The organism is Psychroserpens citreus (assembly GCF_055686305.1).
This window is the reverse complement of record NZ_CM145999.1, coordinates 1,688,102-1,709,970: the sequence shown is the minus strand read 5'-3', so window position 1 is coordinate 1,709,970 and position 21,869 is coordinate 1,688,102. Positions and strand designations below refer to the sequence as shown.

Annotated in this window: 16 protein-coding genes; 6 read left to right on the top strand and 10 right to left on the bottom strand. The window is 33.0% G+C overall.

The window, feature by feature from the left end; translation table 11 throughout:
• Window positions 1–101 precede the first annotated feature (101 nt).
• The 4 genes from mutY (at window position 102) to gldD (ending at window position 3,592) form a co-directional block, all read left to right on the top strand.
• Window positions 102–1,148 carry an A/G-specific adenine glycosylase gene (gene mutY, locus ACTU6T_RS07615; RefSeq protein WP_460220644.1) on the top strand — a complete coding sequence of 349 codons (1,047 nt, stop codon included), beginning with the start codon at window positions 102–104 and terminating at the stop codon, window positions 1,146–1,148.
• A 77-nt stretch (window positions 1,149–1,225) separates the two neighbouring features.
• Window positions 1,226–1,678, top strand: a complete 453-nt coding sequence (locus ACTU6T_RS07610) for a single-stranded DNA-binding protein (RefSeq protein WP_460220643.1) — start codon at window positions 1,226–1,228, stop codon at window positions 1,676–1,678.
• A 25-nt stretch (window positions 1,679–1,703) separates the two neighbouring features.
• A complete protein-coding gene (locus ACTU6T_RS07605) occupies window positions 1,704–3,014 on the top strand; it encodes a gliding motility-associated protein GldE (protein ID WP_460220642.1) in 1,311 nt (436 codons plus the stop codon).
• Window positions 3,011–3,592 carry a gliding motility lipoprotein GldD gene (gene gldD / locus ACTU6T_RS07600; protein ID WP_460220641.1) on the top strand — a complete coding sequence of 194 codons (582 nt, stop codon included), beginning with the start codon at window positions 3,011–3,013 and terminating at the stop codon, window positions 3,590–3,592. Before ACTU6T_RS07605 ends, gldD begins: the two co-directional genes overlap by 4 nt.
• Window positions 3,593–3,658: 66 nt before the next feature.
• Here the strand turns inward: gldD and ACTU6T_RS07595 are convergent, their stop codons facing one another.
• The 8 genes from ACTU6T_RS07595 to ACTU6T_RS07560 all read right to left on the bottom strand — a co-directional run bounded on the left by ACTU6T_RS07595 (window position 3,659) and on the right by ACTU6T_RS07560 (window position 15,468).
• Window positions 3,659–5,353, bottom strand: a complete 1,695-nt coding sequence (locus ACTU6T_RS07595; protein ID WP_460220640.1) for a choice-of-anchor J domain-containing protein — start codon at window positions 5,351–5,353, stop codon at window positions 3,659–3,661.
• A 9-nt stretch (window positions 5,354–5,362) separates the two neighbouring features.
• Window positions 5,363–7,936, bottom strand: coding sequence for a TonB-dependent receptor (locus tag ACTU6T_RS07590; protein ID WP_460220639.1), 2,574 nt, complete (start codon window positions 7,934–7,936; stop codon window positions 5,363–5,365).
• A gap of 162 nt (window positions 7,937–8,098) precedes the next feature.
• Window positions 8,099–9,745 carry a glucose-6-phosphate isomerase gene (gene pgi / locus ACTU6T_RS07585; RefSeq protein WP_460220638.1) on the bottom strand — a complete coding sequence of 549 codons (1,647 nt, stop codon included), beginning with the start codon at window positions 9,743–9,745 and terminating at the stop codon, window positions 8,099–8,101.
• Window positions 9,745–11,034, bottom strand: coding sequence for a M23 family metallopeptidase (locus ACTU6T_RS07580; protein WP_460220637.1), 1,290 nt, complete (start codon window positions 11,032–11,034; stop codon window positions 9,745–9,747). Before ACTU6T_RS07580 ends, pgi begins: the two co-directional genes overlap by 1 nt.
• Before the next feature lie 12 nt (window positions 11,035–11,046).
• Window positions 11,047–11,979 (bottom strand): tryptophan 2,3-dioxygenase family protein, encoded by a 933-nt coding sequence (locus ACTU6T_RS07575; RefSeq protein ID WP_460220636.1) that lies wholly within the window; start codon window positions 11,977–11,979, stop codon window positions 11,047–11,049.
• 9 nt (window positions 11,980–11,988) lie between these two features.
• Complete coding sequence (locus ACTU6T_RS07570) at window positions 11,989–12,768, bottom strand: DUF3108 domain-containing protein (RefSeq protein ID WP_460220635.1); 780 nt, start codon at window positions 12,766–12,768, stop codon at window positions 11,989–11,991.
• Between the two features lie 190 nt (window positions 12,769–12,958).
• Window positions 12,959–14,119: a 4-hydroxyphenylpyruvate dioxygenase gene (gene hppD / locus ACTU6T_RS07565; RefSeq protein WP_460220634.1), complete on the bottom strand. Its 1,161-nt coding sequence runs from the start codon at window positions 14,117–14,119 to the stop codon at window positions 12,959–12,961.
• Between the two features lie 191 nt (window positions 14,120–14,310).
• On the bottom strand, window positions 14,311–15,468 hold the full coding sequence (locus ACTU6T_RS07560; RefSeq protein ID WP_460220633.1) for a homogentisate 1,2-dioxygenase: 1,158 nt from the start codon (window positions 15,466–15,468) through the stop codon (window positions 14,311–14,313).
• Between the two features lie 462 nt (window positions 15,469–15,930).
• On the opposite strand from ACTU6T_RS07560, the gene ACTU6T_RS07555 reads away from it, so the two are divergent.
• Both ACTU6T_RS07555 and ACTU6T_RS07550 read left to right on the top strand, forming a co-directional pair.
• Entirely contained in the window at window positions 15,931–16,836 is a 906-nt protein-coding gene (locus tag ACTU6T_RS07555; protein WP_460220632.1) for a hypothetical protein, read from the top strand.
• A 728-nt stretch (window positions 16,837–17,564) separates the two neighbouring features.
• On the top strand, window positions 17,565–17,711 hold the full coding sequence (locus ACTU6T_RS07550; protein WP_460220631.1) for a hypothetical protein: 147 nt from the start codon (window positions 17,565–17,567) through the stop codon (window positions 17,709–17,711).
• A 22-nt stretch (window positions 17,712–17,733) separates the two neighbouring features.
• Here ACTU6T_RS07550 and ACTU6T_RS07545 read toward each other — a convergent pair whose 3' ends face one another.
• Together ACTU6T_RS07545 and uvrC are read right to left on the bottom strand one after the other, a co-directional pair.
• Window positions 17,734–19,923 carry a patatin-like phospholipase family protein gene (locus tag ACTU6T_RS07545; RefSeq protein WP_460220630.1) on the bottom strand — a complete coding sequence of 730 codons (2,190 nt, stop codon included), beginning with the start codon at window positions 19,921–19,923 and terminating at the stop codon, window positions 17,734–17,736.
• A gap of 44 nt (window positions 19,924–19,967) precedes the next feature.
• Window positions 19,968–21,761 (bottom strand): excinuclease ABC subunit UvrC, encoded by a 1,794-nt coding sequence (uvrC, locus tag ACTU6T_RS07540; protein WP_460220629.1) that lies wholly within the window; start codon window positions 21,759–21,761, stop codon window positions 19,968–19,970.
• Window positions 21,762–21,869 lie beyond the last annotated feature (108 nt).

Genomic DNA, 21,869 nt, shown 5'->3' with positions numbered 1-21,869 from the left:
AAGGGATGCAAATATAGGTAATTTAATTTCAATATTTCAAGCGTAATTAATTAAAATTTAACCTAGTAAAGAATTATTTTTGTAAAAATTTGAAACTTTAAATGGATTTTACCAAAATTTTAACGCACTGGTACTCAGCAAACAAGCGAAGTTTACCTTGGCGTAGCACTAAAAATCCCTATCATATTTGGCTGTCTGAAATAATTATGCAGCAAACTCAAATTAAACAAGGTTTGCCATATTATGACGCTTTTGTTGCAAACTATCCTACAGTTTTTAATCTAGCAAATGCCAAAGAAGAAGCCGTTTTAAAGCTATGGCAAGGTTTAGGATATTACTCCAGAGCTCGAAATTTACATGCATCAGCAATATATATTGCAAAAGAGCTTAAAGGTGAATTCCCTTCAACATATGCTGATATATTAAAACTTAAAGGAGTAGGTGATTATACAGCCAGTGCCATTGCTTCTATATGCTTTGACGAAGCTACAGCCGTAGTTGATGGCAACGTGTATCGTGTTTTATCCAGATATTATGGTATTAGTACTCCTATTAATAGTACTGCAGGTATCAAAGAGTTTAAAGCTTTAGCAACAACATTAATTGATTCGTCACAACCAGGCGATTACAATCAAGCTGTTATGGAATTTGGCGCCACACAATGTAAACCTAAAAACCCAAATTGTAATATTTGTCCGTTAAATGACAGCTGTATTGCTCTTGAAAAGGGAATCATTGATGAACTTCCTGTAAAACTCAAAAAAGTGAAGGTTACTAAAAAGCACTTTAATTTTTTAGTGTTCGTTTCCGAAGCACATACAACCCTATTTGAAAAACGTAGCTCAAAAGGCATTTGGCAAAATTTGTATCAATTCCCACTTATTGAAAGTGATGCTGAAATTAGCTCAGAATATTTCAGTAGTCATACTATAGTTAAAGAATACTTTAAAAACACCAATTACAAGTATAGTCTTTACAACACAAAACCTATTATTCACAAACTGTCTCATCAGCATTTATATACCAAGTTTTGGATTATAGAAGTCAAAAATCTCCCCAAAAAAGGTATTCCAATTTCAGAAATTAAAAACTACCCAACACCCATTTTGATTGGTAATTTTCTAGATAGGTTTAATTTCACATTTTAGAAAAATCATAAATTTTTCATACTTTTAATCCAGTGATTACAAATTGTTTAATTTTGTAATCTTAAACAAGATAAATCATGTCAGGAACATTAAATAAAGTAATGCTAATTGGGCATTTAGGAGATGAAGTAAAGATGCATTATTTTGACGGTGGAAACTGTGTTGGGCGCTTTCCATTGGCAACCAATGAGACGTATACCAATAAACAAACTAATGAGCGTGTGACTAATACTGAGTGGCATAATATTGTAGTTAGAAATAAGGCTGCGGAAATTTGCGAAAAGTATTTATCTAAAGGCGATAAGGTTTATATAGAAGGTCGTTTAAAAACTAGAAAATGGCAAGATGACAAGGGAACAGATCGTTATTCGACAGAAATACAATGTACAGAGTTTACTTTTTTAACGACAAAAAATGAGAGTCAAGGCGGAAATGCTCCAAGCCCAAGCCCTCAACAAATTGTTCAAAAGCCAGCAAGTAATTCTGTTTCTGAACCATTAACTGAAGACAATCATGATCTTCCGTTTTAAATAAACTTAACTTAAATTATTTATCTTGGATCCTGAACCCACGAGTTTAATAATCAACATACTTTCTGTAAACGTTTCATTCGTTTCTGGACTCGTTTTACTTTTAATTTTATTGCTTTGTTCTGCATTGATTTCTGGCGCTGAAGTTGCTTTTTTCTCATTAACCAAATCTGATATTGATACAGGTTTAGAGGAAAACTCTAAAGCCTTTAGTACTATTTCAAAACTATTAGAGCGCCCAAAAAAGCTTTTAGCAACAATTCTTGTAGCCAATAACTTTATTAATATTGGTATTGTGATATTATTTGCCTATTTGGGCGAAACCATGTTTGGTCATATTGAAACGTCTTGGGTAAAGTTTATTTTAGAAGTTATCGTAATCACCTTTTTAATATTACTATTTGGTGAAATTGTTCCTAAAATTTATGCGAGTAGAAATCGTGTGAAATTTTCGAGTTTTATGGCAATTCCCTTAAAGGTTTTAGATGTGATTTTCTCGCCAATTAGTTTACCTATGCGTCATGTAACTTTATCGATTCATAACAAACTAGGTAAACAAAAATCTAATTTAAGTGTAGACCAACTATCACAAGCTTTAGAACTCACTAGTGAAGGCGATACTACTGATGAAGAACAAAAAATTCTTCAAGGTATTGTGTCTTTTGGAAATACAGACACCAAACAGGTGATGCGACCAAGAATGGATATTTTTGCGCTTAATGAAGATACTAAGTATAGTGAAATTATTACTGAAGTTATAAAAAATGGCTACTCACGAATTCCTGTGTATAAAGACAGTATCGATAACGTCACTGGTTTGTTATATATCAAAGATTTATTACCATATATAGACCGAAAACAGTTTGATTGGACCAGCCTAATACGAGAGCCATTTTTTGTTCCTGAAAACAAAAAACTGGATGATTTGATGGTAGAGTTTCAGGAAAAAAAAGTTCATCTTGCCATAGTCGTTGATGAATATGGAGGCACTTCTGGTGTTATATCTCTCGAAGATGTCATTGAAGAAATTGTGGGAGATATAAGTGACGAATTTGACGATGATGATATTATTTATACAAAAATTGACGATAAAAATTATTCGTTTGAAGGTAAGACCACACTAAAAGATTTTTATAAAATCATAAAGTTTGATGATGAGTCTATCTTTGAAGATCATAAAGGAGAAGCAGAAACTATTGCTGGTTTTGTTTTAGAAATTTCTGGTATCTTTCCCAGACGTCAAAGTAAAATAAATTTCAAAAATTACGTTTTCACTATAGAAGCTATTGACAAAAAACGAATCAAACAGATTAAGTTTACCATTTTAGACTCATGAGATTAAAACAACTCTATATTTCTATAATTGCATTGACATGTTTGTCTTGCGGAAATGATCCCTTACCAAAACCTAAAGCAATGTTACGTTTAGAATACAACACACCAGAGTATTCTAAAGTAGATGTGCGCTTACCTTTCACTTTTGAAAAGAATATTAATGCTGATAAAATTTCTAATATCAAATTAGATGGTGTAAACAATACACTTGGTGTAGATATTAATTATCCTGCAATGAAAGGAACTATTTATCTCACTTACAAAAAGGTAAATGATAGTAATTTAAACACCTTATTAAGAGATGCTCAAAACTTGACTCAAAAACATACTATAAAAGCTGATGAAATTGAGAGTATCGTTTATGAAAACTCTAAGCAAAATGTTTTTGGGATGTTTTATGAAGTTGGAGGAAATGCTGCATCTCAGTCTCAATTTTACGTAACAGATAGTATTAACCACTTTTTAAGTGGTTCTCTATACTTTTATGCAAAGCCTAATTACGATTCGATATATCCAGCAGCTGTATATCTTAAAAATGATATTAAACATTTAATGGAATCCATTGAATGGAAAGAATAAGGTAATAAGAAAGCCTATCCAAATGGATAGGCTTTCTTTATGTATAATATATGAATGTTAAATAGATTATTCGTTAATAATCCATTCACCACCACTTTTAATCATTGAAAATTCTTCAGTTGAATTTCCAGGTGCCCAAGTCGCTATTGTAACCACATATTTTTGTCCTTCTTCTGCGGAAGGATTTATATTATCTAGAGCAATATTTAAGGCAGTAACGATCATCTCATCAGACCAGTTCGTACTTCCTCCTGTTCTATTAAAATTACCAAAATTATCTAAGTTTTCAGCCGCTGCTTCAAAGCCTTCAGTAGTTAATAATGTATTGGCAATTAACGAATAGTCAGATCCTAATAAGGCATATCTAATGGTGTTATCTGGAACCCAAACGCCATCTTCAAGACCAAACTGTAAAGAAGAAATACTAGGAGACCAACTTCCACCATTAAATGTGTATAAATTTCCTTTAGTTACAGTACCAACGCCACTACCACCAAAGAATCTATAGATTATAAATATCTCATCTTCTTCTTGAGCAAATGGATAGGTCATACTTAACCATTGTGGTAAATAGTTTGCAGGTTGTACAGAACCACTAAAGTTATTAAAGGCTCCAGGCTGTCCAGAGTTTTCACCCATAGAATCATAATCTGCAGTCGTTAAATAGTATACACCACTAACGTCATCCCATTCTCCTTCTGAATATCTGTAGTATGCATTTCTAGCATTAGTATCTCCAGAGAAACCTGTTGTTCTAACCGCGAAATCTTGAACTCTCCATCTTGGTGAATCAGAATCAGTTGAGCTATATTTTAAAGCAATATGCACGGTTTGGCCGTCATATGCTGAAAAATCAAAATCTTCTGAAGTTGTCATACTTCCAAAGATTGTTTTATCAAAATCTATAGCTGTCCAAGTTGCAGCCAAAGGATCACCTCCTGTACCGTAATCTGTAGATACCAATACGTCAAATAAAGTATCATCTCCTAAGAAATCAATTTCTTGAGTAATCTGAAATGATAAACCTGAAATTCCTGCTAAATCTACTTGTGGTGATATAAGCCACTCTTCAGTAGCATTAGCTCCTCCCGAAAAACCAGAGCCTTCTGCATAGGTAGACTGGTCTCTCCATCCTAAATTATCAGCAGCACCTTCTAATCCATCATCTAAAACTTCAATCAGTTCAAAGTCGCCAAAGTTTGTTGGAAATGCAGCACCATAAACGCTTGCTAAACCAACTTCTGGTTGCCCAGCAAACTCATTGTAAGACAATCTAACAACCTGTCCTTCAGTAGGAGCTGTAAATTCTGAAGCCAATACACTTTCTAAAGCACTATCGATATTTTCACCAGGCAAAAATGCGCCACTATTACTTGTTGGATAATCACTGTTTCCAAGGCCATAAACATCTGCATTTACAAATGCACTAACATCCTCTGGGTTACCATCATTCAAATTAAAACTCACGGTTACAGATGAACCATTCCCCCAAAATGGGTATCTATCAGATAAAAATGGAGGTAATGTTACTTTTGCATCTTCTAAATCAGCAAATGCTTCAAATGTTTCGTAATAATCTGGTTCTTCATCATCACCTTGATCAACAAGAGCTGCATAATCATCAGACGATAACGTAAACGCATCCGTTCCGATTACCGGATTATCTTGATTGGCAAGATCATTATTAATGTCTTCAACAGGATCACAACCTGTGAACATTGCGCCTAAAAAGGCTAATACATAAACTATTCTTTTCATCATTCTATTTTTTTAAAATTTAAGTTGTGCTCCTACACTAAATGTTCTTCCAAATCCGTAGTACACTAATGCTGTTTCTGCATTTGAACCACTACCATCTAAAGCATCAGCAATATATTCGGTATTGAAGACATTATTAATTCTTGCAATTAAAGAGGCTTCAAATCCACCAAAATCAAATCCGTGAGTCATGGCAGCATCAAAAATACCATAAGCAGGAACTTCCCAAGGATCTGGAGCACCTTCAGTACCTCTATCACTAGGATCAAAATCAGCATATAAACGATCAAAGTAGTTATAATCTACAGATAATCTTGTTTTAGGAGCAAATTTATAATCAACTCCAAGCGCTAAAGTCGTTTGTGCCGAATCACCAACTGGAGTATCTTCGATAAATAAATTTACAGTATCAACAACTTCTTGTTCTTCGTTTAAGATATTTACATCTGTAACATCTTCTTCCCATCTCCAATCTCCAAATGATGCCATACCAGTAATATTTAATTTATCGGTAGCTTTATATACGAAATCTATCTCAATACCTTGGTGAATTGCGTTTACACCTAAGATATTAGCGAAACCTGTTTCGTCCTCACTCAATTGAAAAGACAATGTTTCAGTTCTATCTCTCCAAGCGGTTCTATATAAGTTCACATTTGCAGACAAACGCTCTCCTCTAAATCCATAACCTAACTCATAACTTGTAATTTTTTGATTTTCAGCTTCAGAGTTAATTTCCTCATTGTTAAAGTTAGGGAAAACTGCATCAAAATCGGCAGCTCTTTCAAAATATCCTAAGTTAACAAATACATTATGTTGATCAGTAATTCTGTAGTTCGCTCCACCTTTTGCGCCAAAAGCAAAGAAGTTATAGCGATCCGTTTCTTGTAATGGATCACCATCTAAGTAATTAAAGTAGTCTTTTCTTTTATATGAAGTATTGGCTGCATTTACAGAAACAAACGTATTAAATTTCTCATTGATATCGTACTCTAATTGACCAAAAGCACCTAACCATCCAACGATACCATCGTTATTATAAGCTATTTTGTCACCTACTCTTGCAATTCCAGTTGGATTATTAACATTATCTTCATTTATAATAAATTGTCCACCTAATAAATCGGTAACCTCTCTAAAGTGCTTTCCAGTATAACTTCTCCAATCTAAACCAGCAAGAAGCACCATATCATCAGATAAGTTAGATTTTAAAGTTGATAATACACCATACCAGTTATGATCATTACGAGATGCTCTTAATGCAGCGCTAGAACCATTTGCTCCGTGAGCAATGTTTTCGTCAACAATGCGATCAAAATTTAGAGGACCTAATTCTCCTATTCGATAATCTGGGCTAGTAAATTTAAATCTTCCATCGCCTTCAAAACCTGGAGTTTCGGCATCACTACCTAGAGTACCACCTCCACCACCAGAGCCAAAAGACACATAAGCAGCAGTTGATACACTAGTATTATCATTAATATCCCAGTAGTGATTTAATGAGATTTGTGGCTTATGATAAAAATTATCTTCAATAGATGTTAATTGACCATTTTTATAACCCCAATCTGAGTTATATTTGATACCATCTTCACTTCTTCTGTAAGTATCAATTAAATGTCTGTTTTGTCTTTGACCGTGACGTTGTTTCGCACCAAAAGCCGTAAACGACAATTTATGTTGATCATTAATTTCTTTAGAAACATTAATAAAATAAGATACTGCATTAAAAGGTGTTCCTCTTACATAACCATCACCATCTGTTTTAGCCGCTGAAACGGTAGCAGCAAAACCATTGTCTAATAAGCCAGTAGAATAAGTAATACCAAATTTTCTGTAGCCGTCATTAGCTAGAGTGGTCATAATATTACCTCCTGCTTCTACATCTGTAGTTTTCGATAAGATATTGATTGTACCACCAACAGAAGGTACAGCAACTCTAGAAGCACCGAGACCTCTCTGAACTTGCATAGAACTGGTTACATCACCTAAACCTGCCCAGTTACTCCAGAAAACACGACCGTTTTCCATGTCGTTTACTGGAACACCATTAATCATAACGGCTACATTTTCGGAGTTAAATCCACGTAAATTAATACGTCCATCTCCAAAACCACCACCAGATTTGGTAGCATATACTCCAGGAGTAGATTTTAATACTTCAGGAAATTCTTGAGTTCCTAATTTTAACTGAATATCTGCGGCTTTAACCGTAGATACTGCAACAGGAGTTTTTCTGTCTACTGCAACCGATGCAATAATTTGAACCTCTTGTAGACCTACTTCACTAGATTGTAATGTAATCGTTCCTAAATCCTGATTTCCAGAAAACGGAATAGTTTGAGAAGTGTAACCAACAAAAGTAATTACTATCTCTCCAGAAGAAGCTTGTGTGTTAAGTGTAAAGTTTCCATCAAAATCAGTATTAATACCGTTAGATGTTCCTTTCTCTACAACATTAGCACCAGGTAAAGGCTCTCCAAAATCGGAACCAATAATCTTACCAGTAATCGTGCTTTGAGAAAAGGCAATTGTTGTGCACATAAGTGTTACAAATGCCAATAAACATTTTGAAAATTTTTTCATTGTTTAAGAATTATTTAAGAGTTTTAATTTGCGGCAAAAGTACGCTAGTACCAGCGATACGATATTACCTTATTGTTAAGAATTTTTAACTTTTAAAATTACTTAAAATTTTCTTAAAATTTGAATTTCAGCCTCTACCTGCTCAATAAGTATTTAACAAACCTACCTCTTGGATTGGTAGTGTTTAATGAGGTTTTGTGTCGAAGCATCATGATTGTTAATAACATTCTCATCTTGCAACTCATTTAAAATCGTATTAGCAAGTTGTTTTCCCAATTCTACACCAAATTGATCGTAACTAAAAATATTCCAAATAATACCTTGTACAAAAATTTTATGTTCGTACATGGCAATCAATTTTCCAAGACTTTCTGGAGTTAACTTATCAATCAACAATGTTGTTGTTGGCTTGTTACCTTCAAATATTTTAAATAGTGTTAATTCCTTTATAGTCTCTTCGGAAACATCATTCGATTTTAGCTCTTCAACTACTGTTAATTCAGACTTCCCATTCATTAATGCTTCGGTCTGGGCAAAAAAGTTTGACATCAACTTATCTTGATGATCTTGATTACCATGAAGAGATTTAGCAAAACCGATAAATTCTGCAGGTATTAATTTAGTCCCTTGGTGAATTAATTGAAAAAATGCATGCTGAGAATTTGTTCCAGGTTCTCCCCAAATGATGGTTCCAGTTTGATAATTAACAACATCTCCATTTCGGTCAACACCCTTTCCGTTACTTTCCATAATACCTTGCTGCAAATAGGTTGCAAATTGATTCAAATATTGTGAATACGGAATCACAGCTTCACTTTCAGCATTAAAAAAATTATTATACCACACACTCAATAAAGCCGTAATTACTGGAATGTTCTTATCAAAATCTTCTGTTTTAAAATGCTTATCCATTTTGTGTGCACCTAAGAGCAACTCATCAAAATAATCAAAACCAACCGCTAGGCTAATAGATAATCCTACAGCGCTCCATAAAGAAAAACGTCCTCCAACCCAATTCCACATTGGAAAAATATTGGCTTCATCTATCCCAAATGCTTTAACTTTTTCGATATTAGTTGATACAGCAACAAAATGCTTAGATACAGCATCATTTGGAGCATGTTTTAAAAACCACTCTCTAATTGTAGTTGCATTAGATAATGTTTCTTGTGTTGTAAATGTTTTGGAAACAACAACAAATAATGTTGTTTCTGGGTTTAGATTTTTAATAACTTCATTAACATGGTCACCATCAACATTACTTACAAAATGCGTGTTAAGATGATTTTTGTAGTAAGCTAAAGAATCTACAACCATAGCTGGTCCTAAGTCTGAACCACCAATACCAATATTCACAACATCGGTGAATGCCTTATTAGTATAGCTTGTTAATTCACCACTAATAATTTTGTTTGAGAAGGTTTTGATTTTAGTTTTTACTTCAAAAACCTCATGCATCACATCATCACCATCAACAATTACTTCAGTATTTTCAGGATTCCGTAATGCAGTATGTAATACTTCACGACCTTCAGTTTTATTAATCACATCACCTCCAAAGTACTTATCCATTGCATCTTTTAAATCGACTTCATTAGCCAATTCAATTAACAGTTCCATGGTTTCTTTTGTGATACGATGCTTCGAATAATCGACATAAAAATCCTCCCAAGTAATAGTCATTTCTTGGGCTCTATTCTGATGTTTGTCAAATAATTCTTTAAGATGTTTATCTTGAATTGTATTGAAATGTGCTTGTAATTTACGCCAAGCGTTTGTCGTCGTTGGATTGATGGTTTTTAATGCCATTATTGTATTTTAGACGTTAGTACTTCATCTTCGGTTGGCAATTCAATAGCATTATCTTCAAACTGAATATTGTCCAACTGAGATTTTAAAGGTTTAATAAATTCGGTATAATTTGCTTTTAAAGAATCTGGAATAGATTCTGCTGCTGGCAATTTCTCTCTAAAAGGATCTACTTGCTTTCCGTTTTTCCAAAAACGATAGCATACATGCGGACCGCCAGTATTTCCAGTCATTCCAACCCATCCAATCACATCGCCTTGTTTTACGAAATCTCCTTTTCTAACATTTTGAGCTTTCATATGAAGGTATTGCGTGCTATAGGTTCCATTATGTTTAATTTTAACAAACTTTCCATTTCCGCCTCTTCTTGTAGATTCGGTTACTGTGCCATTTGCTGTTGCTAAGATTGGAGTCCCTATTGGCGCAGCAAAATCAGTTCCTCTATGAGGTCTTAATTTATAGCCATAATATTTGATGCGACGATTAAGGTTGTATCTCGAGGAAATTCGACTAAACTGCACAGGTGCTTTTAAAAATGTACGCCTTAAACTTTTAGTGTTTTCATCAAAATAATCAGAAATGTTTTTAGTACTATCTACTTGAAAATTAAAGGCATAAAATGGCTCGCTTTTATGTTCAAAGTAAGCTGCATCTATACTTTCTATTCCAGCATAAATAGTATCTTCAATAAAGCGTTGTTTGTAGACAATTTTAAAACGATCGCCTTTTTGGAGTCTAAAGAAATCTATAGTCCATGCATAAATATCTGACATATCATTAATAAGTTGATACGGTAATCCTTGAGACTCCATGGTTTCTGATAAATTATTCATCACAATACCTGAAGCCTCTCTCTCAACTATAGTAATAGGCTTTTTCCCTTTGTAGGTTTCTATAGAATCTGCCATTTTTATAACGACATAATCTATACTATTAGGTTGATAAATAAAACATTCTGGTGTTTGCAATGAATCTTTAGCACAAAGCAGAGTATACGGTTTTCCAACTTGTAGTTTTCTAATATCGAAAGAATCTTTAGCGCTTTCAGCAATATTAAAAATTCTAGGATACCCAATATGATTTCGTTCTAAAATCTCCCCAAAACTATCCCCTTTTCTAATTGTGTCTCGTTTGACAATGTAGTCTTCCAGAACAAAACCAAACTCTTTATCTGGCTCAGGCTCTACGACTGTTTGTTCGGGTTCTAATTCTTGTGTTTTATTATCGTCTTTACATGCTATAATACCAATACATATAAGCAGTGCTATTATTATTTCTTTTGGTTGCATTAAGCTATTTAGTTATAAGTTTTCTCCCCAATTTTCTAATTCTTGTTCGCTCCAAAGTTCAGGAAAAAATATCCGTTTCTGGTATTTTGGATGCATATATTTTTTCCAATCACTTCCACCTGTGGCTTCTCCATCACCTGTTCCACTTTCAATATAGTGACGTGCTGCATTATAATGCGCCATTACCCAAGTGATATTGACTGTATAATCATAATGTCTCATCGCCTTTATTAAATCTTTATCGTTTTGATCTTCCTTAGGAAGTTCCTTAAAGCGAGACCACAAGTTTTTTGTGTTATACGTTTGCATAAAACGAATAAAATCTCCTTTATAACGGTTTTCAAAATTAACTAGAAGCGTTGATTTTTTACCGGTTTTATAATCTTTACCAGCCGCTTGCCAATACAAATGTTCAAATGCATGCTCAAATGGAGTGTTACGATCAATGGTTTTTCGAAAACGATAATCTATTAAATTAATGAGTTCAGTAGAAGCAAACTCAACCATTCTATATTGTGCACTTTGAAATCCACTTGCTGGAGTTAATGTATATCTAAATTTCATATACTGTTCAATTTCCATTCCTTCTCTCATAATATTGAAAGAGGTTGTCAGCATATCAAAATAGCGACTCACACGCATGATTTTATTTTCAAAGAACTCTACGTTTAAACTCTCTTTTTCGGCCACTTGCTGAATTTCCCAAAGAATCATTTTAAAAATGAGTTCATTGATTTGATGATAAGCAATAAATACCATCTCATCTGGCAATGTTGTTCTTTGGATTTGAAGGTTTAGTAAGGCATCTGTTTGGATATAATCCCAATAAGTAATAGGCTTGCTGTAAAGCAAGCCATATAAATGATCATCTGTATCTTGATCTATGTTTGTATACTTCTCATGAAGTTGTTTTATAATATTGTCAAAGTTAGGTATATCATTCATGTTTGTTAGTTAGTCAAATTGTATAGGAAAATAATGTTTCAACCCTTTATAAGCTTCCAAGTCTGCTCTTAATGAACCAACTGCTAAATCTGCCTTAATTTTTAACGGAACTTTATTCTCATCGGCACTTACCCATAAAGTTAAGCTTTCTTGTTCTTTAAAGACACGTCCTGCCATTACATATGGTCTAAACTTAAGCGTTTTGATTTTTCCAAATTCGGTGTCAATGGTTTCGCGTCCTAAAAATTTTAATTTAAAATTATAGTTCTCTTCATCAAAAAACATATTAAGAGACACAACATCTCCTACTTTAATATTATTGGTATCATAATTATTACGCAAATAGTAAAATGCAGATACCATGTCCTGAACATCTTGTTCTGTAGCTATTGTTTTCTTTGTTTTGTACTTCTTGTTTTCTACAAAAGCTTCATTTTTGGTTTGATTAAATTTAATCTCAATATCCTTGGTATGTCCACCTTCATCAATTTTTCTGATAAATTTATACGGCATTCCAGTTTCTTTATCAAAGTAACTTTCATATCTATCTTTAACCTTAAAGAACCATTTAATAGCTCCTGTAGTCCAGCCTTTACCAACAACATGATATACAGGTTTACCATCTAACTTAGTTTCATTAACAGAAAGTGTTGCATTACCAGCTTTCAAAAATCCACTATAACTCATTCTAAATTTAAACCATTCACCATCTTGAAACGCACTCTTCTCTTGGGCAAAAGAAGTTTGCATACAAAACAGAACACCAATTATAAGTAGTACATTTTTCATTTTGTAATTATTATAAATGAAACTTTTATAGCCTCATTCTATTGTTCAGTAGGTAGAATTACAATTACTATTCCAAAAATATAAATTTTATTGAAACCATTATGAATAAAGGTGTTATAGTTATGTTAGATTTCAAAAAAAAAGCGTTATCACTTTTTGATAACGCTTTTAATTGGTTTAATATTTTTATTTATAAAGTACCTCTCTTAGCTTGCTCTCGCTCAATAGATTCGAACAGTGCTTTAAAGTTTCCAGCTCCAAACCCTTGCGCTCCCATTCTTTGAATGATTTCAAAGAACAACGTTGGCCTGTCTTCGACCGGTTTAGTGAAAATTTGAAGCAGGTAGCCTTCTTCATCGGCATCAACAAGTATAGATAATTTTTGAAGTTCATTTATATCCTCCTTCATCATATCCATATGCACCCCTAAACGTCTTGGGATGTCATCATAATATGCTTGTGGAGGCGGCGGTAAAAACTCAACACCTCTAGCTTTTAATTGGGCTACAGTCTTGATAATATCATCTGTAGCTACAGCAATGTGCTGAACGCCTGAACCCTCATAAAAATCTAAGTATTCTTCAATTTGGGATTTTTTAGCTGCTTTTGCTGGTTCGTTGATAGGAAATTTGATACGTCCATTTCCATTACTCATCACTTTACTCATAAGTGCCGAGTATTCGGTATGAATTTGCTTATCATCAAAAGATAGGAAATTTACAAATCCCATGACATCTTCATACCATTTTACCCAAGTATTCATTTGTCCCCAGCCTACATTTCCAACCATATGGTCTATATATTTTAATCCCACAGGTTCTGGGTTATATTCTGATTCCCAAGCTTTAAATCCTGGTAAAAATGTACCGCTATAATTTTTACGTTCCACAAACATATGAACTGTTTCTCCATAGGTATAAATTCCAGCACGAACAACTTCACCAAATTCATCGGTTTCTACTGTTGGTTCCATATAAGATTTCGCTCCTCTTTTAGTTGTTTCTTCATATGACTTTCTTGCATCATCTACCCAAAGGGCAACAACTTTTACACCATCACCATGTTTAACAATATGATCATTAATAGGTGATTTACTATGTAAAGGTGTGGTTAAGACCAATCTAATTTTATCTTGTTTTAGCACATAACTTACTTCGTCTTGAGAGCCAGTTTCTAATCCCTTATATGCATAAGATTGAAACCCGAAGGCCGTTTTATAGAAATGAGCCGATTGCTTAGCATTTCCAACGTAAAACTCAACGTAATCTGTTCCTAATAGTGGTAAAAAATCCTGAGCACCATCAAAGATTTTTTCCAATCCGTAATCAACGCTTTTAACTTCTTTTGCCATAATGTTTATTATTTATTTGTGGATTCGTTAGGTTGTTTTATTGCTAACGAATTAATAATTATTGATTTTATTTTTAGCCCTGATTGAGGCATTTGTCGAAGCTCTTTTTTTGGATTCTGCATCGTAGTGCGGAATGACAACAAAAAAAAGCGACTGCCGAAAGCAGGAATTAGCTCCTCATAATACTAAGGTTATTCAAGCCAAGACTTGTAATACTCCTCATCGGCAATTTTCATTGCTTCTTCTGTAACTTTTAGCGGTTTAAATGTATCAACCATTACGGCCAATTCATCGGTTTTTACTTTTCCAATACTACGCTCTGTAGCTCCTGGGTGTGGTCCATGAGGAATGCCTGCTGGATGCAAACTGATATGACCAGCATCAATATCGTTTCTACTCATAAAATCGCCATCAACATAATACAGAACCTCATCACTATCTATATTACTATGGTTGTAAGGTGCAGGAATTGAATCTGGGTGATAATCGTATAATCGTGGCACAAAACTACAAACAACAAAGGCATCGGTTTCAAAGGTTTGATGCACAGGTGGCGGTTGATGAATTCGTCCTGTAATAGGTTCAAAATCATGAATTGAAAAGGCATACGGATAATTATAACCATCGTAACCCACCACATCAAATGGATGCGATGCATAGACCATTTCAAAGATATCATCCTGCTTTTTGACTTTCATCAAAAACTCTCCAGATTCATTATAGGTTTCTAATTCTTGTGGCTGACGCAAATCACGCTCACAAAATGGGGAATGCTCTAATAATTGTCCAAACCAATTTCTGTATCGCTTAGGGGTGTATATTGGTCGGCGAGACTCCACAATAAACAATCGGTTATCTTCGGTATCAAAATCTAGTTTATAGATTATTCCTCGAGGGATCACCAAATAATCTCCATATTTAAAATCTAAGTTCCCGAGGTGAGTTCTCAGCTTTCCTGTGCCTTTGTGTATAAAAATAAGTTCGTCGGCATCAGAATTTTTATAGAAATAATCTGTAGTAGAGTGTTTTGGTGCTGCTAAAATAATGGTACAGTCACTGTTTGTTAAAACTGCCTTACGGCTTTCTAAATAATCATTTTCAGGTTTTACTTGAAACCCTCTAAATCGATAGGATTGGATATGATTGGCCTTTGCAATTTTAGGTGCGACACTGTATTGTTTTTTTATAGCTTTCACTTGTGTTGGTCGCTGTTCGTGATAACTATTGGTAGACATTCCATCAAAACCGATAGTCCCGAATAATTGCTCGGCATAAAGACTTCCATCTTCTTTTCGGAATTGAACGTGTCGTTTGGAAGGAATTTTTCCTAATTTATGATAAAAAGGCATTTTTTATAAATTTTAAAAATTAAGATAAACACACGTAAAAACGTATGTAATAATGTGTTTTAAAGATACAAAAATGCAGGCTTATTCAGGATTTCTCTTGATAAGATAATGAAGATGACTTAATAAATCTTTAAAGATTAGGTATGACATGCTTCAAATATCGTGAAAATTCCCAATATTTAAAAACTTAACATATACATATAATTACATTTAAAATAAATTTAATGTAGAAAATATTCTACATTATAAAAATTTTATTATATTTGTTGTAGACAGGCATCAGATTTAGGTTATTTAAGAAGTCTCCTGAGATTGATTGAATGTCGAGTTGCAACGTAAACAAGCGCTTGTTTTATTATTTCTTAATCATCAAAACTTCTTTAATTAAATTTTGACTTCTTATTAATAATGGCTTCTTGAATCTAATTATTAATCCACCCGAAAGGGCAAAATTTATTTAAAATGAATACAACAGTAAAAAAAATCATAAAAGGCACTTTAGCTATTTTTGCCATAAAGCTTGTTATAGTTGGAGGACTATTTGTGTTTCAATCGTGTCAAAGTGAGAGTGTTAATAGCACCAATGAAGTTGTTAAGGCAAATTTCATGGATGCTTTGATAGTAAGCAATCAAAACTTAAATAATGTAGCGATTTCTTACCCAGAAAATACTAAAAACGATAACATATTAGCTAGAGACATGCAAGGTGCTACTGAAACAGTTTGTCTTATGGAATACGAATCAAATAGTGACACAATAGTTGATATAGAAGATAACATTAATACAGTTTCTGAAATTATACTAGCTAAAACGAATTATAATTTAATAACTCAGTTTGATTTAATTGATGAAACAGAAAATGAAAGTAATGAGACTGAAAGTGATTCTGACACCAATTTTATTCCTGAGGATTGTGTTGCAATAATAGAAATTCCTATTCAACCAGTTGTCGATGCTCTTGAACCAACAATTCAATATGCTAAAGACTACCTTTATAGTAATGGATTTAATGATTCTGATATAGAAGAGGTGTTAGACAGCAATAATGAAGGGTATTTAGTTGGATTAGTAAGTTTAATGATTTCAACAGATACTGCTGAAGACTATACATATTTTGATAATAATTCTTTCAATTTTGTTCTTGGAGCACAAACTTTACATGCTCAAAATTGGTCCAAAATAGGTGGATGTGCAAAAAAAGCCTTCGGTTTAGATTTAATTGATGATTTTAGAAACTGGAAAAGTTTAAAAAAGAAAGCTAGAAAAAAACTTGTTAAAAAAGCTTTGGCAACTATGGGAGCAAAATATGTAGGAGGGTGGTTCGGGGCTGCAGTAATTGCTACTGAATTTGCATTGTGTATGGCGTAATAATGATAAATAAAACAATATGATTTACTTAATTTTATTGAATGCGTTTGTAGCTATTGGAATTTACAATTTAGCTTATATAATAAAAGAATATGAGGTTAAACTGAAAGAAAAACTCTGGCTTAAACTATTTATAATCGCATTATTAACTCTTGGTTTAATGGGTAATTTTTTTCTCTCAAAGTATATATTAACATTATAAATAATACCTTTTTAGAATTTAATTGTATTTGCTATTTACACTGCTGCTGCTCACGCATTTTAAAATTATATTATTATGGAGTTTTGGAAAAGTTTTATTTTAGGAGTTGCCATTTTAATAATTATTCGCTTAACTATTGGTAAATACTTAAGAGAAAAATTTATGAAGAAAAAGGATAAATGACCAAAAACAATAAATAAAAATAGTTGTTTTGAATTTATTTGAGAGATTATCTTTACTCTTATTCTATTTTTATTTATTATTTTTATAGTGATGTCAAAAATTTAAAAATCACATTAATACATTATATATGAATACTTTATGGAATTTAATTGTATTGTCTATTTGTGGGCTTGCCGTCATTAACGCATTGATAAAACTTTATAAAACCAATGTTAAATCTAAGATTCTTAAAGTAGATTCAGGTGAGAGCTATGACTATGAAAGCAAGTATTATTTTTTGATTTTCATTTTCGCTGCTTGGATTTTTCACAACAGATTTGAAGTATTCATCTAAAAAACAATAATGGATACTATAGATATCATACTAAAATGGATGGGAATATTAACCTTATTATATCTATTGGGCAAGTTTTTAGCATACGTGTTTGGTCCACTTGGTATTTATCCTGATACTACCTGGAAAGAGGTGTTTCAAAAAATGAATAAATAGCCGCTACATTGCGGCTATTTTTTTAAAACCAAAATCCGATATTAAAATACCAGATGCTTTGACGTTGTTCTGGAGAATAACTAAACTTTGCTTGAACAGGCCCTAAAAAGGTTTCGATACCATAACCCAAACCATAACCTCTATAGTCTGGAAGTGTAAACCATTCGCCAGATTCAAAAATATCATTGTCTACATTAGCCCAATTAGCTTCTAAAGAGAGATGGTGTTTATCAAAAATTTCATAGTTCGCACTTGCAAAGGCTTTTACATAACTATTTCCTGTTAGCGTTAGAAAATCGTAACCCAAAAACGGCACAAAATTATTAATCAAATTATTACCATACCCTCCGAGTGCAAAATCTAAAGTAGTTGTCGATTTATCACCAACCTTAAAACCTCCACTAGTTTGAAGGTTAACACAAACTTTATCAGAAATTTTAAATGCATAGCCAATATCTGCTTTAGCAATTGAAAACTCATCAAAACCTTTATTGAAATTTGAAGCAAACAAATACGAATGAAAGTCGCCACTAAAAAAGAAACCTGACGACGGATAATATTTGTCGTTATAAGTATCTAAAGTTAACGTCCCAAAAGCACTAAAATAATCGGTATTTTCAAAAAGAAATTCATCGGTTTGAGAATTGATAGTAATTGTCTCCGATTTAATAGTTAAGCGCTTGTGTTCTGCCCCTAAACTTAAAGCGAAGTCTTTTCTAAACAAGGTCTGCAAATAAAACTGATTGGTTTGATCTCTCAATTTTACATCTAATTGATTCACACCAATGGCACTAATTTGTGCATCATTAAGTAAGATCTCACTATTGATTCCTTTTTCAAATTGATTATACCTAGACCTCAACCCGACACTCCAATAAAAGCCTTTGTCGATTAGATATTCAAAATTATAACGCACATTATCTCCTAAAATAATATCTAACGATGCTAAATCGTTATCAAAAAGCAACCTCTTTTTAGTGACATTAGCCAATGCAGCACTTTTATATAAATCGTCGTAATGAATCCCAAATTTCAAAAATGTAGTAGTCCTATTCTCTTGAACTCTAGTTTTTAAATCGTATCCATCTTTAGTTTTAGATTTTTTGAGATCATATCTAAATGCGTCAAAATTATTTGTCGCAACCAAATTATTGACGCCTTTATTAAAATCCTTATAACTTACTTTTTCTCCACCTTTGAGTTTTAACTTGCCTAAGACATAAGATCTTGTATAGCGTTCATTACCATTAACACTAATTGTATTTATAGAGATACTATCTTTGTTCGTTAAATTGAGTTCTGATCTGTAATTATTTGCTTGCAGCTTAGGTAATTGACTTAATTCATTCCATTTTTCTATAGCTGCTTTCTTTCCATTTTCAATAATTTTCTGTCCTTCACTAAACGATACAACAGTAAAATCTTTGATATCGGGCTTGATATAAATATCGGTCTTTTTAGACTTGATCTTCATATCATTGATCGTTCTAAAATTATTAATCTGAAGTAATACATCTGGTGCAGAAGTCATTTCTTCTCTAGACACCAAACCATCTTGAACATCAACACCTATAATAATATCCATGCCTTTTGCCTTTAACTCATCTATAGGGTAATTATTAACTACGCCGCCATCAATTAATAACTGACCATCAATATTAACTGGTTGAAATAAGGATGGAAAAGCACCGCTAGCTGTGATACTTAATGGCAAGCTTCCAGAGTCAAGAATAACTTGTTCACCCGTTTCAACATTGGTAGCAATACAGAAAAACGGAATTGGTAAATTTTTAAAATCATCAATTTCGTTCACATGAAGTGTAAGCTTAGATAATAAATTGAACACATTTTGCCCTCTTGACAAAGCTGAAGGTAATTTGAGTTTAAATTTATTAAACGGAAGGGCAATTGCGTATTTCTCGGTATTATCTCGTTCATAAAACGTTTTGGCCGAACGCGGTAAATTATCATTAATGACTTTGTCAAAATCTAAGCTTCTAAAAATTGAATCTAATTGATGTCCTGAATACCCAGAAGCATACAAGGAACCAACAATAGCTCCCATACTTGTTCCAGCGATGTAATCGATTTTGATTCCAAGACTATCAATAACTTTTAGCGCACCTATATGAGCAAATCCTTTCGCGCCACCACCACTCAATACAAGACCTACTTTTGGTTGAGTCGTATCATTTTGAGTTTGTGCTTTCATTGAAAACACACAACATATTATTACTATGATAACAATAATCTGTTTCACTTTCTCTTATAATATTCTATTATTTTTTGAGCTTTAGACAACCCAACTACAGCTTCTAAGTCTTCTTTTTTTGCTTCTGAAATTCGCTTAACCGATTTAAATTTTTTCATTAAAGCAACCACAGTTTGCTCACCTATTCCAGGAATAGTCTCTAATTCTGTAGTTAACGCACTTTTGCTCCGTCTATTTCTATGGTGTTCAATACCAAAACGATGAGCTTCATTACGCAATTGTTGAATAATTTTAAGTGTTTCGCTTTTTTTATCTAAATATAAAGGAATTGGATCATCCGGATAAAATAATTCTTCCAAACGCTTCGCAATTCCGATGATTGCAATCGTACTTCTAAGGCTTAATGCATCTAAGCTTTTTAATGCAGACGATAATTGTCCTTTTCCTCCATCAATAATAATCAATTGAGGCAAAGGTTGATTTTCATCTAACAACCGCTTATATCTTCTAAAAACAACTTCTTCCATCGATGCAAAATCATCTGGACCTTCAACCGTTTTAATATTGAAATGACGATAATCTTTTTTACTTGGCTTTCCGTTTTTAAACACTACACATGCAGCTACCGCATGCGTCCCCTGAATGTTAGAATTATCAAAACACTCTATATGTCTAGGCTCTTCTGACAAACGTAAATCTGTTTTCATTTGAGCCATAATCCGATTGGCATGACGATCTGGATCTATAATTTTAACCTGTTTGAAACGCTCCATACGATAGTATTTTGCATTCCGAAGTGATAAATCTAAAATGTGCTTTTTATCACCCAATTTTGGAATAGTCACTTTTAAGTCATCACCCAAATCGACCTTAAAAGGCACATAAATTTCTTTTGAATTAGAGTTGAAACGTTGCCTAATTTCAACAATAGACAACTCTAATAAATCTTTATCGGTTTCGTCTAATTTCTTTTTAAGTTCTAAGGTATGAGAACGTATGATACTACCGTAAGATAATTGTAGAAAATTGACATACGCATAACTTTCATCACTCATAATACTGAAAACATCTACATTACTTATTTTCGGATTTACTATGGTAGATTTCGCTTGATAATTCTCTAAAACCTCAATCTTTTCTTTGATGCGTTGCGCGTCTTCAAACTGCATATCTTGAGCTAGTTGTTTCATTTGAGTTTTAAACTGAGATAATGAGTCTTTAAAATTTCCTTTTAAAATTTCTCTAATTGCAACTATGCTTTTTTGATAATCATCTTCTGTTTGTAAGCCTTCACAAGGCCCTTTACAATTTCCTAAATGATATTCTAAACACACTTTATATTTCCCTGAAGCAATTTTATCTTCTGATAAATTAAAATTACAAGTTCGCAGTTGGTACAAGCCTTTAATTAAATCGAGTAAGGTATGAACAGTCTTCATACTGGTGTAAGGCCCAAAATACTCTGAATCGTCTTTAAAAACACGTCGCGTTGAAAACACCCTAGGAAATCGCTCTTTTTTTAAACAAATCCATGGATAGGATTTATCATCTTTAAGTAAAACATTATAACGCGGTTTATATTGCTTAATGAGATTGTTTTCTAAAAGTAATGCATCATTTTCTGTCTCTACTACAATATGTTTTATACTTCGTATTTTTTTAACCAAAACTCTAGTTTTTCCATTTTCATGAGTTTTAGTAAAATAAGAACTCACCCGCTTCTTGATATTTTTAGCTTTACCTACATAAATCAGGGTATCAGTTTCGTCAAAATATTGATATACTCCAGGCTCTTGTGGCAAGGTTTTTATTTGTATGTCTAGAGCAGGTTTTTGCATTACTCAAAGGTAAACGAAATGCAAATACTGTAAAAATTAAATACTAACGTTTTAGTATATTGCAGCATCGTTAAATAGGTTTTGGTTTTATGATTAACTAAATCCTTA

Excerpts from the sequence above, each read along its gene's own strand:
- ACTU6T_RS07610 (WP_460220643.1), top strand. The coding sequence starts at position 1,226 with ATGTCAGGAACATTAAATAAAGTAATGCTAATTGGGCATTTAGGAGAT.
- ACTU6T_RS07570 (WP_460220635.1), bottom strand. The coding sequence starts at position 12,768 with ATGAAAAATGTACTACTTATAATTGGTGTTCTGTTTTGTATGCAAACT.
- ACTU6T_RS07580 (WP_460220637.1), bottom strand. The coding sequence starts at position 11,034 with ATGCAACCAAAAGAAATAATAATAGCACTGCTTATATGTATTGGTATT.
- ACTU6T_RS07545 (WP_460220630.1), bottom strand. The coding sequence starts at position 19,923 with ATGAAAGCACAAACTCAAAATGATACGACTCAACCAAAAGTAGGTCTT.
- ACTU6T_RS07590 (WP_460220639.1), bottom strand. The coding sequence starts at position 7,936 with ATGAAAAAATTTTCAAAATGTTTATTGGCATTTGTAACACTTATGTGC.
- ACTU6T_RS07575 (WP_460220636.1), bottom strand. The coding sequence starts at position 11,979 with ATGAATGATATACCTAACTTTGACAATATTATAAAACAACTTCATGAG.
- ACTU6T_RS07595 (WP_460220640.1), bottom strand. The coding sequence starts at position 5,353 with ATGATGAAAAGAATAGTTTATGTATTAGCCTTTTTAGGCGCAATGTTC.
- pgi (WP_460220638.1), bottom strand. The coding sequence starts at position 9,745 with ATGGCATTAAAAACCATCAATCCAACGACGACAAACGCTTGGCGTAAA.
- gldD (WP_460220641.1), top strand. The coding sequence starts at position 3,011 with ATGAGATTAAAACAACTCTATATTTCTATAATTGCATTGACATGTTTG.
- ACTU6T_RS07560 (WP_460220633.1), bottom strand. The coding sequence starts at position 15,468 with ATGCCTTTTTATCATAAATTAGGAAAAATTCCTTCCAAACGACACGTT.
- hppD (WP_460220634.1), bottom strand. The coding sequence starts at position 14,119 with ATGGCAAAAGAAGTTAAAAGCGTTGATTACGGATTGGAAAAAATCTTT.
- ACTU6T_RS07555 (WP_460220632.1), top strand. The coding sequence starts at position 15,931 with ATGAATACAACAGTAAAAAAAATCATAAAAGGCACTTTAGCTATTTTT.
- mutY (WP_460220644.1), top strand. The coding sequence starts at position 102 with ATGGATTTTACCAAAATTTTAACGCACTGGTACTCAGCAAACAAGCGA.
- uvrC (WP_460220629.1), bottom strand. The coding sequence starts at position 21,761 with ATGCAAAAACCTGCTCTAGACATACAAATAAAAACCTTGCCACAAGAG.
- ACTU6T_RS07550 (WP_460220631.1), top strand. The coding sequence starts at position 17,565 with ATGGATACTATAGATATCATACTAAAATGGATGGGAATATTAACCTTA.